Here is a 16905-nt window from a genome sequence, read left to right on the forward strand (position 1 = left end):
GCAAATATAGAATGTTTTTTTATTGTCAATTTTTTAAAGAATTGACAATCATATTGAACTATGCGTAGTTTTGACTTATAGAGCTGAAAATATGGCTTTTATTTAAAAGCCATATTCTTTTTATCGGTAAAAAATGTGGGTTGAAAATTTGAAATATTAAATTTTATTAAAATTGGATTTTTTTAATATCTGATCTAAAATACTTTAAAAGCTGTTTGGATATTGAATTTTCAATACTCATTAAATGGGAGCATGGAAAAATTAAAACTTCATTCCCACTCCGGCTGAAATTCTTCCGCCATCCGATCCATAGAAATAATTCAGTCTTGCAGACATCATTTCTACGATGCTCAGCCATACTCCGGCACCGGCAGACTGATGCCATTTTCTGGAATTTTCATTGTCATTCCATACCCGCCCGATATCATACCCGATAAGGATTCCCATATTGGCAGGAGCAATGTTATTTCTTACTCTTCCAAAGTCCCATCGGATTTCAGAATTATTCGTAAAATAAGATCTTCCTGAGAATCTTTCGTTCCTGAAGGCTCTCATGCCATTGTTACCTCCGATAGCTGCGGCCTGATAGAATTCAAAATTATTATTATTGATCCACATCACATTACTGGAGTTGGCAAATACAAATTTCCCTTTTTTGTCTATTCTGTGATCTACAGCAAGTCTTCCTTTTACGGTTACAAAATTTTTGTTAAAATCAGAAAGTGTAGCTTTCCAGTCGGCATTAAGCATAAATTCAAGTCCAAGAGTAGGAAAAGCTGCATTATCAGCATTTTTATAGCCGAACGTGTAATTGGCTCCTACAAATTGCTGACTGTCAAATACACCTGGCCTTACATCCGGTGACTGGTTGATGAATCGGTCTGCTTTTCTCTGTACCTTATTATCTTCAAAAGTCAGCTGAAATTGATGACTTAGATTCATCCAGCTTTTCTGAGAGATGGAAGGAGCGAAATTGAATTTGGAAATCCTGGCTCTGTTGTATTCTCTTTCTGTATTTTCTTTGTCATAATCACTTTCATTGGAAAGTCCAAAAAAGTTTTGAGAAAATCTTGGTGTGGTATAAAATGCATCCAGATTTATATCCCAGCCTGAGATTGCTTTTTTAAACACACCTTTATAGGTAAGGCTGAATCCGGCTGTAGCTGTATAGAAGTTAGCTTTTAAGCTGTGTCTCTGAGTGAAGGGATCACGGATGAAATTATTTACAGTATAATTGGCCAAAACCCCGACAATAACCCCATCATCCGGGTTATAGTCCAAATTCGGATATCCGGCTACTGAGTTGTATTTTGGGTGTTTATAATTATAACTGTTAATGTCATAGTCATCAGTAATATTTTTGGTGGCATTTCTTGAGTTGTAGGTGTTCTTCTGAGATTTAAAATCGTAAATTTTTACTTTTCTGCCATCAGCAACATTGTAGGTATCGTGATTGTATCCGCCAATCAGTCTTATTGTCATTTTAGGTTTTCCGGACCCTACAACTTCATAGATGTCATCATCCTCCAATCCGTAAATCCACAATTCTTTTGTTTTTGAATCGTGATAGGTTTTTTCAAAGACAAGTTCGTGCTTATCTTTATCTTTTCCCAGTTTATATTGCTGTACAAGTACAGAATGCCCATTCTTGGTAATGACAAATTTATCAGGATGTATGGTTCCGGCCAGAGGAACTTTTTTCTGCAGCACATCATAATACTGAGCAGCATAAGTCTGCAGTTTTGTTTTTCTTATTTTCAGTTTTCTCTGTATTTCCGCAATGGTATCATCCTGAACTTCTTTCGGAAGGTTATGGAAAGCATCATCAATATCTGCATCCGTCAGGTGTTCCTGGATGTACTTGGCCTGTGCCTCCCATTCTCCCTGGTCTGAGCTTTTTAAGAAAACAAGATCCATAGGATAAGGCTCCATGGCAAGCCATTTCACACTGCTGATATCTTCTGTAAATGTCTTCATATGCCGGATGGCCGGTACATTCATGATAAGTTTAAAGGCGGCACCGTCATACTTGCTGAATGCCTGGTCTCTGTCTTTTGGGATGGGTTTATAGATTACTTTATCGCCGGCCTCATATTCTGCCCATTTCCACTGATCAGAATGTCTGTCCCAGTCACCGATAAGCATATCAAATAATCTTGCTCTGATGTAAGATTCTCTGTCAACAGAATATTTACTGCTTTTGTTGAGATTCTTCAATACATCTTCTGTAGAAACGATATCCTTTGCGTGGTCCAGATATGCCAAGGTTTTCGGATCGGAAGAAAACCGTTCTTCAATCATATACATTTCATCCCCATAGTTTTCGTTATATCTTCCTAAGGCGTGCTGTTTGGGGATGTAATACAGTTTTGGATTACTGTGGAATATATTCAGCTTTTCAGACATATTTCCAATGGTAAACGGAGTAAAAGGATGGTTGGTTGTATAAAAATCCAGCAGAAATTTTTCAGGGAATGTATCGGCAAGCTCTTCTCCCAAAGTGCTTTTCTGGAAAGCCATATTGTTAAGAAAACGAATTGCGCTTTTTTTTACGCCCCGCATTACAAACTCCTGTCCGTCCGGAGCTTTCAGACGTAAGCTGTTGGATTGGTTTCCTCCTCCTTCTCTGAATGGGATATAGCCCTCGTTCAATTCTGAGAGATTGGCGGTAGGAGCTTCAATAGGAATACCGTAATATTTTCTGTAGTGATCCCCCCAAAGCCATCGGTAAAATTTTCTTTTTTCCGTAAGCTGTACAGGGTAAATCGTTGAAGAGAATGTTGGCGGAAAAGAATTAGGGAAATTATTGACAAATACATCAGGTTTGGAAATTACCGAAATATGAGTCAGTTTTTTGAGCTGTTCATTTTTAGTGGAAAAATACTCAACATCAGTACTTTCATCTTTTCTGAAATTTAAAACAGCAAAACCGCTTCCTCCGTATGAGAAGTCCGTTCTTTCTACAATAGTGGAAGGGTCTGTTTTAGATCCTGCACCACTGATAATCTGTCTCAGGTTTCCATCTTCGTGATATTGCAGGTTATGATCATGCCCGGACACGAAAATAATATTTTCATTATCCTGGACAATGCTTTTCAGCCTGTTAGCCAGATCTGCATAATGCTGGTTATTGAGATCTGCAGGGCTGGCTCCGGAGGAACTTCTTAATATATTGAGGAAACTGGCAATTCCGGGAGCAGGAATATTACCATTGAAAGGAAAAAGATGAGACCTTGCGGAGTTGAATCCTGCATGGGTTCCACTGCTGATGACAGGGTGGTGTAAAGCAACAATTATTTTTTTGCCCTGATTTTTAATGATAAGATCTTTAAACTCTGTAAAAAAATCTTCACGGGTTTTGATATTGCAGCTTTTGTTAATGCCAGGGTAATTATCCCAGTTGGCAATTACCCATTCTGTGTCAATGGTAATAAGCTTAATATCTTTAGAGACATTGATGTCATCAATGGGACATCCGTTTTTTGGAAGAAAAGCTTTTTTATCATCAAGATAATTTTTTACCAGTTTTTCCTGCTCATTTAATCCTTCCAGCCCGTTATACCAATCGTGATTTCCTGGAATTACAAGTGTTTTTCCTCTGAAATTTTTGGTGATTGCAAGCTGGTTTTCCAGTTTCTGCTTTGCCAGTGCATATTCTTTGTCTTTTTCTTTGGGCATCCCATTAGGGTAAATATTATCACCGAGAAAGATCAGCATAGAGTTGCTGTCGGCAGAATCCAGCTTGTTTTTCAGTAAATTCAATGTTTTCTGGGCCTGGGGTTCATCTGCATTTCCTGCGTCTCCAATCAGAAAAAGTTTAAAATCATTTTCTGATTTTATTTCGGAATCTTTTACTTCAAATAAGTTTTTGCCCTTTTGTACGTTATATGTAGCACAGGAATAAAGGACTCCTGCGGACATTACTGTTCGAAGAACAATAGAAGTATTTTTTAGATGAGTTTTAAAGGATAAATTCATAAATTTACATTAACAAAAATTCAGGAATGAGCATTCTACACAAAGCTAAAAATTATGTTGAAATCTTATTCAAAGATAAGTTATCTTCGGTATATTTTTATCATAATTTTATCCATACTGCCTATACAGTGAATAAGGCTGAAGAAATCATGAAAAATACCCCTGTTTCTGAAGAGGATCAGGAGAAAGTACTCGTAGCATTGTGGTTTCATGATACGGGATATATAGAGTGCGCCCTGAACCATGAGGAAAGGAGTGTGGAGATTATGAAAGCTTTTCTGCAACAGGAAAATTACCCGGAAGACTATATAACAGATGTAGAAAAACTGATTCTGGCTACGAAAATACACTATGAGCCTCAGAATTTACTTGAAAAAATTGTAAAGGATGCTGATTTCAGCCATTTTGCGGGACACGATTATAATGATATCTCTGATGCTTTGAGAAAAGAATGGGAGCTTACAAATTTCAGGTGTTTTTCTAATGAAGAATGGAATGCCGGGAATCTGGATATGCTGAAGAACAAACATACTTTCTATACGGATTATGCCAAAGAAAACTGGGAGCCTCTGAAAAAGAAAAATATTAAGAAGATTGAGAAGAAGCTGGAGAAAGAAGAGGATAAGAAAGAAAATAAAAAAGATAATGCAGAAGGTAAAAAGGAAAAGGAGAAGTCAGACAGAAGTGTTGACACTTTATTCAGGGTTACGCTTAATAACCATACAAGACTGAGCGATATTGCAGACAGTAAAGCCAATATTCTTTTATCAGTCAATGCCATTATTATTTCAGTTTGTCTTTCTGTATTGGTTCCCAAGCTGGATGCCCCTAAGAATTCACATCTTATTCTTCCGAGCTTCATCTTGTTACTTTCAAGTGTTCTAACCATCATATTTGCTATTTTATCTACAAAACCGAATGTGACGAAAACAACTTTTACAGCCCAGGATATCGCGAACAGAAAAGTAAACCTGCTGTTCTTCGGAAACTTTCAGCAAATGTTATTTGATGATTATAATAATGCTATGAAAGACCTTATTAAAGACAGGGATTATATCTATGATTCTATGGTGAAGGATCTGTATTATCTTGGTAAAGTCCTGGACAGGAAATATAAGCTTCTATCCATTACCTATAAGATCTTTATGGCAGGGATTATTATTTCTGTGCTGTCTTTTGGAGCGGCTTTTCTGAGTCTTTAACAGAGAGATATTTCCTGGAATTGAATAAATATTTCTGGTAGGTGCTATTCTCGTAAAACGTCTAAATATCTGGTAAAATAGCAGTTTAGATCAGGATTTTGTTGACCATAAAAAATAAATATATCAGGAGTGTATATTCCGGATTTATTATTCCTGTGGAAGTGTAAAAGAAACCCTTATTGCCAGCAATCCTGTAATTCCCTGCAGATCTTCTACCCTTAAAAATTCTACATCATGCTGTAAAACACCTTTCTTCTGAAGTTTGGAAATATAGTCAAGGTATTCCTTCTGATTTTCCATTCCGAAATAGACGATGGTGATTTTTCCGGGAGCGGTGATGCGTTCTGAAGAATCTTTGATATGGGCTTTATCCAGGCGTTTCTTGATAATTTCATAATAGGAATTATAAGCACCATCTACATCAAAGCGCTTTTCATCCATTCTGAAGCGGATGTCTATTTTTTCATTATACACAAAGATCAGAGAAGCAATATCCAACGGTATGGGAAGATCTTTTTTGAAAGACTGGAAGTCTAGTTCCATTTTACAGATGGTTTTCAGCTGCCAGTATCTCAGCTTATGAACCACTTTTGAGGTATAGTGAAGTTCAGGAGCAATGCTAGGACCAATGTACAGATTATGCTCTACGCCGTCTGACTTGAATCTTTCATAATAATGCGGGAAAATTTCCTGGGCCTTTACCTGGCTCTCGTCCAGCATATCTGCCAGCTTACGGTTGACCAGCGTAATAGAATCATCCAGGTTTTTTCTGTGATGATAAAACAGATCAGTAGGCGCAAATACTTGTGAAAAGTAATCTTTGATCTTCGACTTTATTTCTCTTGATGTTTTTATTTCCAGTTTCCCCTGCAAAAAAGGGTGGATTTCTTCCCTTAACAACCTTTGAAAACGCTGCTCGGTATCAGCTTTGATTTCGTTGTTCAGTTCATTTTCAAAAATATCCAGCGCCAGCATGAACTTCTCTGAATCCGAATTGGTGAGTGATAAAATTTCATTCAGTAATTCAATTTGCTGGTTAAGATCCTGAAGCATCAGATTAAACCGTTTTTCTGAAGAAGAGCGGATGTCCGAAACCCCGAACAATGGAGTAAGATTCTTAAATGAAATCTGTTTTAATGTATATATTTTTTTTCCAAGAGATGCGGTGAAATATTTTTCAGCTTCATTTCTGAATTTCCAGACTACACTATCATGGATGGTGGTGTATTCACGCTGAATAATAGCTTCTATCTGATAATTTTTTTCAAAATAAAACCTGTTCAGAGAGAAAAGAATCATATCGGTGAAAAATTCCAGCTTTTTCAGCTTCAAACCATTGAAACTGCCGGCAATAGGAGAAGTAAACTCCATAATTGCAAGAAGATCTCCGTCTTTCATGATAGGAATTACCATGAAACTGTTGACATTATTATCTTTTAAAATATTGAACGAAGGAAGCTTTTTGATATTTTCATCCAGGTTGTTGACATTAGAAACAACAATCGGTTTTGAATTGTGATTGAGATTATTAAAAGTACTTTTACGGGTTTCTTCATCAAAGGCATTGATCCAGAAATCCAGAATATGATTGGTGAGGAGGCTCTCGTATATCGGAAGTTTATCAAGTTTCTGTTCCTTTTTGTTGAAAGTCATCAGGCCAAAGCTGAGTTCAGGAACATCAAAGTACGATTTGAAAATTTCAGTCAGGTTTTCATTGGGATTCAAATCTTCAGGGTCAATCTCAATCATGCTTGATTTCAGATCGGAGAGTGCAACTTCAGAGGTACAATCTACCAGAGAAATAATTGTAAACCCTTTCAAAATCCATGATTGTGATGGAAAATATTTCTTCCACAGTTTAAAATCATCCAGATTTTCCAACAGCATATCCAAAATATCATCCGATGGAATTTTGGCATCTTCTGTAGGAGTGATTTCGGTAAAATCTGAGTTGACCGTAATTTTATAATGTTTCATGATTCCCTGCTTGTTGGGAATGTCATAATAAAACGGAATGGTACTTTTAATATCTTTTTTGAAATAACTCTGAAGAATAAGACAGCAGCAGAATACATAAAATTCATTATCTGAAATATTTCTCAGTTCTATTTCAAAATCTTTTCCGGCATCTTTCAGAATATCTTTAAATCTTTCTGTATAATTGAATGTAATATTAGAAAGAGGGATACTGGCCGCTTTTATTTCATTTCGGGTAAGACCTGTTGGAAAAAGATCAGCAAGGAGCAGTCTGATGAGGTCCTCATATTTTTCAAGAAGGGCAGTATCCTGAAAGCCTTCTCTGAGCTCTTTAAAATTTCGGGTACTCTCAATTAAAGATTCTGCATAGTTAACCCTATATTCCAATCTGTCATTATACCGGATATGTTCCAGAACATCCAAATATTTTTTGAATGATATATAAACCTGAAAAGGGGAGTCTTTTTTATAGAGATTAGACAAGAGCTGAAATTTAAAGTAAAGTTATGAAAAAAACGCTATTTCCAAATGTATTTTGAATGGGTATAAATGATTATTCCCTTCTTTTTTGTTAGAGTTTTCATACATATTTTTATTTTGAACTTTTTATAAAGTGCAGATAAACGTTTTTTTTAAGAATTTGAAAAAAAGTTGTCCTGATTATTCAGGACAACTTTAGTATTTAAAAATATAGGAACGTTAAAATTTAATATTATATCCCAATATAAACTGTGTTCCAAAAATACTGAAATGCTGGGCATCATAACTGGACTGCTGATATCTTCCGTTGAAGGTGACAGTATTGTAAACTTCATCATACGCTGTATTTGATGGAAGGTTCCGCAGTTCCCATTTAGGCAGAACATTAAATACATTCAGGATACCAAAGTTAATGGTGTTTTTACTGTTGATATTGTAATTGATGGTGATATCTGTAGTCATTCTTGGTCTGAATCTCAGGTAGGACTGTGATCCGGCATCAGGATCATTCCAGGCCAGATTAGCTCCCGGCATACCACTGTTTGCATAAGTAGCCTTTCCAAATAAAGTATTGTTGAGTGATATATTCCACTTTTGAATGGTATAATCTATACCGAGAACACTTTTTAAAGCTGGTCTTGAAGTGGTGGCTAATGCTTCCTCGGTTCTGTTAAAAGGAGCAGAAAGGTTAAGCCCGTTCAGTTTGTCTGAATTCTTCGTTATTTTAGAATGATTCATATTCAGGGCAAGATTAAAGGCAAGTTTGCCTTTTGCCAGGTCTATATTTCTATAATTGGCTACAAGGTCCAGGCCTATCGTTCTAGTGTCTACACCATTGATAAAAAAACTTGCGGCGTTCACATTGGTAATTCCTATATTGTTTAAAGGATCTAGAATTGTAGTTTTATCACTCATTCTGGAGCTTAGTAAGATTCTGTCATACACATTGATCAGATATCCGTCGATGGTTACAGAAAAGTTTTTATTGGGCTGAATTCCCAGTCCTAAGGTGAAATTGAGGGATTTTTCGGCATCTAATTTGGGGATTCCTACAGCTTTAGCTTCTTTACCGACATTATTAAACAGTCCCTCTGCAACGATTTTACCGTTAGCAAAAACATTCTGAATGGTAGAAAGATATACCTGTTGAAGGGTGGGAGCACGGAACCCAGTAGAAACAGACCCTCTGGCGACCAGTTTTTTTCCTATGATGTTTTGTCTTGCACTGAATTTCCAAATCAACGCATTCCCAAAATCGCTGTAGTTTTCAAAACGTGCAGTGGCATTAAATGTTGTGGCCTCAGAAATATCAAAGGCTGCATCTGCATAGACCCCAATATTATATCTTGAAAAAGTTCCGGAATTTTCCGGTGATGCTCCAGGAAAAGAAATGGATCCTGTCTGATAATAGGAAGCGGGATCTCCAGCGTAGATTTCATATTCCTCTTTTCTTGCTTCAGAACCAAATGCCAATGCAATATGTTCTGACAATCTTTTGGAAACATCAATATTTCCGATAATATTATTAAATCTGAAACCGCCAGGCTTAAAATTAATAGGACTGGATGCTCCTAATGCTGCATTGAAGGTATTTCCTACAGTATATAAAATTTTGTTTCCCCCAAAAGTTGCACTCAGGTCTATATTCCATTCGCTTTCTGTTTTGGTTTTGTATCCCAGAGTGGCTCCATAATCAGTAAGGTCTCCAATAAATGTAGGGGTAAAGCCGTCGGGTGAATTCAGGACATTAGCAGGATTTACCCAATAAGGTGTTCTGTGGTTGGCAAAGCTGCTTACCTTTTTGGTAGCAAATGAAGCATTTGCATATAGATTGGAGCGATCAGATACCGGTATGGAAGTATTAATCAAAAAACTTATGCTGTTCTTTTTGGGATATGCATTTTTATTTTGAGCATCAGGGTACTTAGCTAAATAAGCATCTACGTCACTTTGAGTGGCTCCAAATGTTTGTGCTTCCCAGTAAGAATTTACTTTTCCGTTTCTGTAGGCATAATCATTATTCTGAAGATTGGTGGAAAATGTAAGAAAGCCTCCGTTCTTAAATGTAGATCCGGTGATCAAATTAAAATTTTGCGAAAAACCGTCCCCTTTTGAATACAGCCCCAGATTGGCACTGGCTTCCGTAAAACTTATTTTATCTTTTAATATGATATTGATGACCCCGGCAATTGCATCAGAGCCGTATTGAGCGGAAGCTCCGTCTCTAAGGATTTCTATTTTTTTGATGGCAATAGAAGGGATAGAGGATAAATCAGCTCCCGTTTCTCCCTTTCCAATTGTATTTTGGGTGAAGATAAGAGAAGACTGATTCTTTCTTTTTCCATTAATCAAGACAAGTGTTCTGGATGATCCCATATTTCTGATTTCAAAAGGATCCAGTAATGAAGTTGCATCCTGCACTGCGGCGCTGGTAGAATTAAAAGAGGGAATCCTGTACTGTAATGCCTGCCCGACAGAACTATGGCCAGACGATTGAATGATAGCCGCATCTATATTATCAATGGGGAGGGGAGTAGAAATACTCGATCTGGGAGCAGTTCTGGTGCCAACCATCACTACTTCGTCCAGCTTTTTCGCGGTTACTGAATCTTTTTCCTGTGCTTGTGCCATGCCTATTGAGCATAATAAAAATGCGGCAGCGGCATTGTTGTTGATCTTCATCATTTCATGTTTTTTTATTGTATTTTGTTGTAAATCCAAGACAAATGTATTGAATATTGTATTGTCTTTTATTTTTTATTTTAACTTTTTTTAATACAATATTTTCATTGAAATATGATAATCATTATTTTATTTTAATTTTTAATTAAATAAAAATATGTAATTGATAATTTTTATTTTTTGTGTGTTTTGCTCAATTTTTTTTCCAATGCATAGCATAGTAATTTTTTTTGAAACCTATTGGAATGATTAATGTATTGGATCGTTTTTTACACAATCACCTGCTATATAGGTACTCAATAAATAAAACCTTCCAGCTAACTGGAAGGTTTTATATTGATTCGTTATAATGTTGTTTACAATCCGAACATATTCGCAAAGAAATCAGGGAAGATTCCCAAAATGATAATCAGTACGATTACGGCTACTGCAACAATATTGTAAGTAAGTGTTACTTTTTCTGATGATTTGAAAGTTGATTCTTTAAAGAAGAACATTGCGATGATCAGCCTTAAATAATAAGCAATTGATAGGGCAGAACCTAATACTGCTACCAATACTAAGAAAGCTGCACCGTTCATAGCCTGCGAGAATAAAGCAAATTTTCCCATAAATCCGGCTGTTAGCGGAACCCCTGCCATTGAAAGCATAGAGATCGCAGCAGCAGTCGCTAATAAAGGTTCAGTTTTTGCCAATCCTTTGAATGCTCCGAAAGATGTCTCTCTCTTTAACTTCTCTACCCAGATAAGGCACATAAAAACCCCTACAGTAGATAAAGAATAAGCAAACAGATAAAATGCCAGATTGTAAGTGGAAAGGCTTGTCATTCCGAAGAATACCAATCCGATATATCCTGCGTGAGAAACAGAAGAGTAAGCCAACATTCTTTTTGCATTCGTCTGAGCAAGACCCATCACGTTTGCCAAAAGTAAAGTAATGATTAAGAATACTCCTAAAACATTGATCCATTCATGAGTTACTCCTGTGAAACCAAGAGTCATCAATCTGAAGAGAGCAAAGAATCCGGAGATCTTTACCACACTCGCCATAAAAGCTGTGATCAGTGAAGGTGAACCTGCATATACATCCGGGCTCCACATGTGGAAAGGGGCTAAAGCCACTTTAAATGCCAATGCACAAAGAATCAGTAATACTCCCAAGATAAACATTACATTCCCTGGATTTGCCACTCCGAAGTCATGGATCTTATACAGATCAAAACTTCCTGTGCTTCCGTAGATAAATGCAATACCGAACAGTAAGAAACCTGTTGCAAATGCACCCATAAGGAAATATTTGATAGAAGCTTCATTTGATCTCAGATCAGTTTTGTTAGCTCCAGCCATTACATATAATGGGATAGAAAGGATCTCAATTCCTAAGAACATCGTCACCAGGTTCTGATATCCGAAAAGGATAATCCCTCCGCATAATGCAAACAGCATTAATGCATATAATTCTGACTGGTGGCTTCTGTGGTTGCTGAATGCAAACCCTCCCAGGAAGAATAATAATAAAGTTGTTACGATTGATATTTTAGTGAATAATGCAGTATTGCCACTGTACTCATACATATGCTTGTAATGATCGAAGAACGAACATTCAGGCATAAAACTTACGTACAATGCGATGATTAATCCCAAAATCCCAATGTATCTTGCGAATTTTCCTTGTTCAAAAACTCCTGAAAATAACGCAATAACTGCCGTTAGGAAAACAATAATTAAAACACTCATTTCTTAAAATATCAAATTAACTTACCATTGATTGGTAGATAAACTTCACCGAACTACTCACCATGTCGATTACCGGTTGTGGGAAAATACCTAGTAAAATCACAAAAACCGCTAAACTTGCCAATACAGAAAATTCTACACCAGATAAATCTTTTGCTGTACTTAAAACGGCTTCATCACCTTCTCCAAACATTGCTTTTCCGTAGAATCTCAATAAATATACAGCACAAAGAATTACTGTAAGACCAGCAATTACTGTTGCTGTTCCGTTAAAATCATAAACCGATTTCAACAAAATAAATTCCCCGATGAATCCGTTAGTTAATGGAACTCCCATTGAACCTAATATAATGATCAGGAACAATACAGCAAACTTAGGCGCCACTTTAGCTAAACCACCCATTTGTCTGATGTCTCTTGATTTAAATCTCTTGTATAAAATATCACAGCAATAGAATAATCCCACTACGTTGATCCCATGAGCAAAAGTCTGGACCAATGCTCCTTCCGCGCCTTCTACGTTGAATGTTCCTCTGAGAGTCACTACCGCAGAAGCAAAGATACCAGCTACCATCAATCCTACGTGAGAGAAAGATGAATAAGCAATGATTCTCTTCATATCCGTCTGGATAATGGCGATCAAAGCACCATGAACAATACCTACAATAGCAAGGATGATCACAATCTGTCCTGAAATTCCGGCAATCGGAAGCGGCGTGATTGGAAGTAAATAACGCATTACACCATATACTGCCATCTTCAGCATGATCCCTGATAATAACATCGATCCCTGAGTAGGAGAGTAAGTATAGGTATCAGGCTGCCATGTGTGGAAAGGGAATACCGGTAATTTCACTGCAAAAGCAAAGAAGATAAACCAGAATACCACAGTCTGTTGTGTTTCGTTAAGCTGGGCGTTATATAAATCTGTTAAAGCAAATGATGCAGAGTGGTTGTACACATAGATCAATCCTGCTAACATAAATAATGATCCAACGAATGTATATACGAAGAATTTCGTAGTGAATTCGAACCTTTTATTCTCCTGTCCCCAAAGTCCGGCAATGAACCAAATTGGAATCAAAGTTACTTCCCAGAAAATGTAGAATAACAATCCGTCTAAAGAAGTGAAGACTCCTACAAGTCCGAACTGCATCAACAGAATCAATCCGTAGAATGTATTTCTGTAGTTTACATTTTCGTTGAAAGAAGATAAAATAATGATGGGAGCCAGAATATTGGTCAATAATAAAAGAAGCATGCTCATCCCATCGATACCGAAGTGAAGAGAGCTCTTCATAAATTGTGACCACGGATAATTGATCTCATGCTGCAATACGCTGTCTACTGTCGGATTAAAATCAAAATCCGAAAGTACATAGAACGTAAGAAGCATTTGTACCAATGCAATTCCAAGCGCCAAATATTTGCTGGAACTATTCTTCCAGGCAAAAACTAATCCCGAACCTACTAGAGGTAAAAGTAATAATGTTAATAATAAACAAGACATTATTATTGTAATAAAAAGTTAACAATTAATATAATTCCCACAGCTAAAGACATGATAAGAATATACGTCTCTACATTTCCGTTCTGTACACGCTTCATAGCTTTTCCGCTGTCTTCAGCACCATCACCTACAAAGTTTACAAAACGGTCTAAGATACCCTTATCAAACATTTTCCCTCCGCGTCCTAATCCTTCAACAGTTTTTACAATCAATGCGTTGTAAAGTTCGTCAACGTATAATTTTTTAGCAGAAAGCTTTTCCCATCCGGTGTAGCTCTCTTCTGCAACTGCCATTTTTTTCTTCTTTACATAAGTGTTTCTAACAATGAACCACACAGAGAAGAACATAATCACTGTAGCTGCTAATAAGATCATTTCAGTATTGAAAGGTACTCCTGAAAGAGTCGCTTCCATCTGGCTGAAGCTTTGTTCTGTAAGAACAGGCTTTAACCATTCCATCAGTTTGGCATAGTGACCATGGCCGATGAAGTGTGGCAGGTTGATAAAACCTCCGATTACAGAAAGAACAGCCAATACGATCAATGGTAATGTCATATTAGACGGGCTTTCATGTAAGTGATGTTTTTGTTCTTCAGTACCTCTGAATTCTCCGTGGAATGTAAGATAGTACAGTCTGAACATATAGGTTGCAGTGATTGCCGCTAAAACAAATAAGATGACCCAGTAAATTGGGTTTTTAGCGAAAGCGGCTACTAAAATTTCGTCTTTAGAGATCATCCCTGATAATAAAGGGAAACCTGAGATAGCTAATGTCCCGATAAGGAATGTAGCGTGTGTAAGAGGAATATATTTTTTAAGACCTCCCATAAAACGCATATCCTGCTCGTTGCTCATCGCGTGGATTACAGAACCTGCACCTAAGAATAATAAAGCCTTAAAGAATGCGTGTGTCATTACGTGGAACATTGCTGTTGTATACGCTCCAAGACCTAAAGCAATGAACATAAATCCAAGCTGTGAAACAGTAGAATATGCCAATACTTTTTTGATGTCGTTCTGACGAAGTGCATAGAACCCTGCCAATGCAGCCGTTAAGAATCCGATGAATAAAATACCTCCCTGAACAGTTGGTGCCAAAGTAAATAAGAAGTTGGATCTTACTACCAGATAAATACCTGCCGTTACCATTGTTGCCGCGTGGATCAACGCTGATACAGGAGTAGGCCCGGCCATCGCATCCGGTAACCATGTATATAATGGAACCTGAGCAGATTTACCGGTAGCACCGATGAATAAACTCGCTGTGATAAAGATGATCACTGTTCCGTCTAATTCAAATTTTGAAGCGTTTTCTGCTACAGAAAGATAATCTACAGCATTGGTCTGAGAAGCGATCATGAAGATACCGATCAATAACGCAAGGTCACCAATTCTGTTCATGATGAAAGCTTTTCTTGCTGCTTTCCCGTATTCTTCGTTAGTATACCAGAATCCGATCAGCAGGTAAGAACAAAGACCTACACCTTCCCATCCGATGAATAAGATAAGGTAGTTGCTTCCCATTACCAAAAGTAACATGGAGAAGATGAAAAGATTCAGGTAAGTAAAAAACTTGTAGAATCCTTTATCATGACTCATATATCCGATAGAGTATAAGTGGATCAGTGAACCGATACCCGTAATGATCATTACCATCATTAAAGAAAGCTGATCAATCTGGAATCCAAAATTAATTTGAACTCCGTTTACTCTAAACCATTCAAAAGCTTTTACAATGACAGGCTGGCTTTCAGAATTGAAATTCATGAAAAGACTTACCGCAATACAGAAAGACCCGAAAACTACTGCGGTAGCTAAAGATCCAACCAATATTTTTGGAAGATTTTTTCCAAACAGCCCGTTAATAAGAAACCCTAAAAGTGGTAAAAGTACTATTGCATATACTAGATTCTCCATTCTTATCCTCTTAATTTATTAAATATACTCACATCTACAGAACGGGTGTTTCTATACAGCATAGCAATAATTGCCAGACCTACCGCTACTTCAGCAGCAGCTACCACCATAATGAAGAAAACTAAAAGTTGTCCGTCGCCGTTGCCTTTGTATGCTGAAAAGGCTGCCAATAAAAGGTTTACAGAATTCAGCATAAGCTCTACACAGCCCAGAATCACAATAGCATTTTTTCTAAGCAATACTCCCATTACTCCCAGACAGAACAATACTGATGAAAGAATGATGAAGTAGTCCAAAGGGATGCTTTGTATAAATGTATTTACTTCTCCCATAATTTTATAAATCTTTTTTACCGATTAATACCGCGCCTACAATACCTGCCAGAATTAGAATGGAAGCAAGCTCAAACGGTAAAACATATTCATTAAACAAAAGTTTACCCAGATTTTTCGTAAGACCAACCCCTCTGTCTACATTTTCAACAACGATGTGGTTCTCTCTTATTCCTCTGAAAACACCTAATACTCCCACCAAAAGAATCCCAGCAGTAAAAACTCCAACAAATTTTAAAGTATTGTTCTTCTTACTTTCGTCTTGCTTATTAAGGTTAAGCATCATTAAGATGTAAAGGAAAAGTACCATGATGGCACCTGCGTACACTATAATCTGGATAATTGCAAGGAACTGTGCATTTAAAAGAATGTACATTCCGGCAATTGAAAACATTGTAACAATTAATGACAAAATAGCATATAAAGGATTTTTTGCAAACACAAAATAAACCGCACTTGCCACTGCTAAAAACGCTACCAAGAAAAATAAAAACTGATCCATTATTTTACCGCATTTTTTTGTTTCTCGGATTGTCTTGTCGTGATATCAATCCTTTCATTTATTTTTTCAACTAATTTATCTTTTCCGTAAATGAAAGAGCCTCTATTGGTTTCCACATCTACCAATCTGTCGGTAAGATAGATGGCAGATTTAGGACAAGCCTCTTCACACATACCACAGAAAATACATCTCAGCATATTGATTTCATATACTGAAGCATACTTTTCTTCTCTGTAAAGATGTTTTTCCTCTTTAGTTCTTTCAGCAGCAGTCATTGTAATGGCTTCTGCAGGACAAGCTACCGCACAAAGTCCGCAAGCTGTACATCTTTCTCTGCCTTCCTCGTCTCTTTTCAAGACGTGCTGCCCTCTCCAGATGGTTGTTCTCGGCTTCTGTACTTCCGGATATGAATATACTGCGGGAGCACCCTTTATCACGGTTCTTACAGCATGCTTAAATGTAATCCCCATTCCTGTAAAGATCGCAGGTAAGTAGATTTTTTCAGCAAGGGTCATTTCTTTATTGGAAACAACTTTTGATCTGTTTGTAAGTTTCATTTAATTATAGATATTAGATGTTAGACACCAGAT

10 protein-coding genes are annotated in these 16905 nt (G+C 37.0%); 1 reads left to right on the forward strand and 9 read right to left on the reverse strand.

The annotated features are described in order from the left end of the window. Positions 1–261 precede the first annotated feature (261 nt). Positions 262–3978 carry a metallophosphoesterase gene (locus AC3FI7_RS19920; RefSeq protein WP_491460752.1) on the reverse strand — a complete coding sequence of 1239 codons (3717 nt, stop codon included), beginning with the start codon at positions 3976–3978 and terminating at the stop codon, positions 262–264. A 26-nt stretch (positions 3979–4004) separates the two neighbouring features. Between AC3FI7_RS19920 and AC3FI7_RS19925 the strand changes: the two genes are divergently transcribed. Continuing rightward, a complete protein-coding gene (locus AC3FI7_RS19925) occupies positions 4005–5180 on the forward strand; it encodes a Pycsar system effector family protein (protein ID WP_343661313.1) in 1176 nt (391 codons plus the stop codon). 147 nt (positions 5181–5327) lie between these two features. Here the strand turns inward: AC3FI7_RS19925 and AC3FI7_RS19930 are convergent, their stop codons facing one another. The 8 genes from AC3FI7_RS19930 to AC3FI7_RS19965 form a co-directional block, all read right to left on the reverse strand. Then, entirely contained in the window at positions 5328–7640 is a 2313-nt protein-coding gene (locus AC3FI7_RS19930) for a GAF domain-containing protein (protein WP_142724235.1), read from the reverse strand. A 216-nt stretch (positions 7641–7856) separates the two neighbouring features. Next, positions 7857–10322 (reverse strand): TonB-dependent receptor plug domain-containing protein, encoded by a 2466-nt coding sequence (locus AC3FI7_RS19935; protein WP_491460753.1) that lies wholly within the window; start codon positions 10320–10322, stop codon positions 7857–7859. A gap of 353 nt (positions 10323–10675) precedes the next feature. Then, a complete protein-coding gene (locus AC3FI7_RS19940) occupies positions 10676–12055 on the reverse strand; it encodes an NADH-quinone oxidoreductase subunit N (RefSeq protein ID WP_142724233.1) in 1380 nt (459 codons plus the stop codon). A 16-nt stretch (positions 12056–12071) separates the two neighbouring features. Further along, positions 12072–13565, reverse strand: a complete 1494-nt coding sequence (locus tag AC3FI7_RS19945) for a complex I subunit 4 family protein (protein WP_491460754.1) — start codon at positions 13563–13565, stop codon at positions 12072–12074. 2 nt (positions 13566–13567) lie between these two features. Continuing rightward, the gene (gene nuoL, locus AC3FI7_RS19950; protein ID WP_142724231.1) at positions 13568–15481 is read right to left on the reverse strand and encodes an NADH-quinone oxidoreductase subunit L; all 1914 of its coding nucleotides are present in this window, start codon (positions 15479–15481) and stop codon (positions 13568–13570) included. A gap of 2 nt (positions 15482–15483) precedes the next feature. After that, positions 15484–15813: an NADH-quinone oxidoreductase subunit NuoK gene (nuoK, locus tag AC3FI7_RS19955; protein WP_002983557.1), complete on the reverse strand. Its 330-nt coding sequence runs from the start codon at positions 15811–15813 to the stop codon at positions 15484–15486. A gap of 4 nt (positions 15814–15817) precedes the next feature. After that, the gene (locus tag AC3FI7_RS19960) at positions 15818–16315 is read right to left on the reverse strand and encodes an NADH-quinone oxidoreductase subunit J family protein (protein WP_142724230.1); all 498 of its coding nucleotides are present in this window, start codon (positions 16313–16315) and stop codon (positions 15818–15820) included. Continuing rightward, positions 16315–16872: a NuoI/complex I 23 kDa subunit family protein gene (locus AC3FI7_RS19965; RefSeq protein WP_002983553.1), complete on the reverse strand. Its 558-nt coding sequence runs from the start codon at positions 16870–16872 to the stop codon at positions 16315–16317. Before AC3FI7_RS19965 ends, AC3FI7_RS19960 begins: the two co-directional genes overlap by 1 nt. Between the last annotated feature and the right edge of the window lie 33 nt (positions 16873–16905).

The sequence above is a fragment of the Chryseobacterium sp. TQ-BC-N36 genome (genome assembly GCF_058382295.1).

Excerpts from the sequence above, each read along its gene's own strand:
- AC3FI7_RS19920 (WP_491460752.1), bottom strand. The coding sequence starts at position 3,978 with ATGAATTTATCCTTTAAAACTCATCTAAAAAATACTTCTATTGTTCTT.
- AC3FI7_RS19925 (WP_343661313.1), top strand. The coding sequence starts at position 4,005 with ATGAGCATTCTACACAAAGCTAAAAATTATGTTGAAATCTTATTCAAA.
- AC3FI7_RS19935 (WP_491460753.1), bottom strand. The coding sequence starts at position 10,322 with ATGATGAAGATCAACAACAATGCCGCTGCCGCATTTTTATTATGCTCA.
- AC3FI7_RS19940 (WP_142724233.1), bottom strand. The coding sequence starts at position 12,055 with ATGAGTGTTTTAATTATTGTTTTCCTAACGGCAGTTATTGCGTTATTT.
- AC3FI7_RS19945 (WP_491460754.1), bottom strand. The coding sequence starts at position 13,565 with ATGTCTTGTTTATTATTAACATTATTACTTTTACCTCTAGTAGGTTCG.
- nuoL (WP_142724231.1), bottom strand. The coding sequence starts at position 15,481 with ATGGAGAATCTAGTATATGCAATAGTACTTTTACCACTTTTAGGGTTT.
- nuoK (WP_002983557.1), bottom strand. The coding sequence starts at position 15,813 with ATGGGAGAAGTAAATACATTTATACAAAGCATCCCTTTGGACTACTTC.
- AC3FI7_RS19960 (WP_142724230.1), bottom strand. The coding sequence starts at position 16,315 with ATGGATCAGTTTTTATTTTTCTTGGTAGCGTTTTTAGCAGTGGCAAGT.
- AC3FI7_RS19965 (WP_002983553.1), bottom strand. The coding sequence starts at position 16,872 with ATGAAACTTACAAACAGATCAAAAGTTGTTTCCAATAAAGAAATGACC.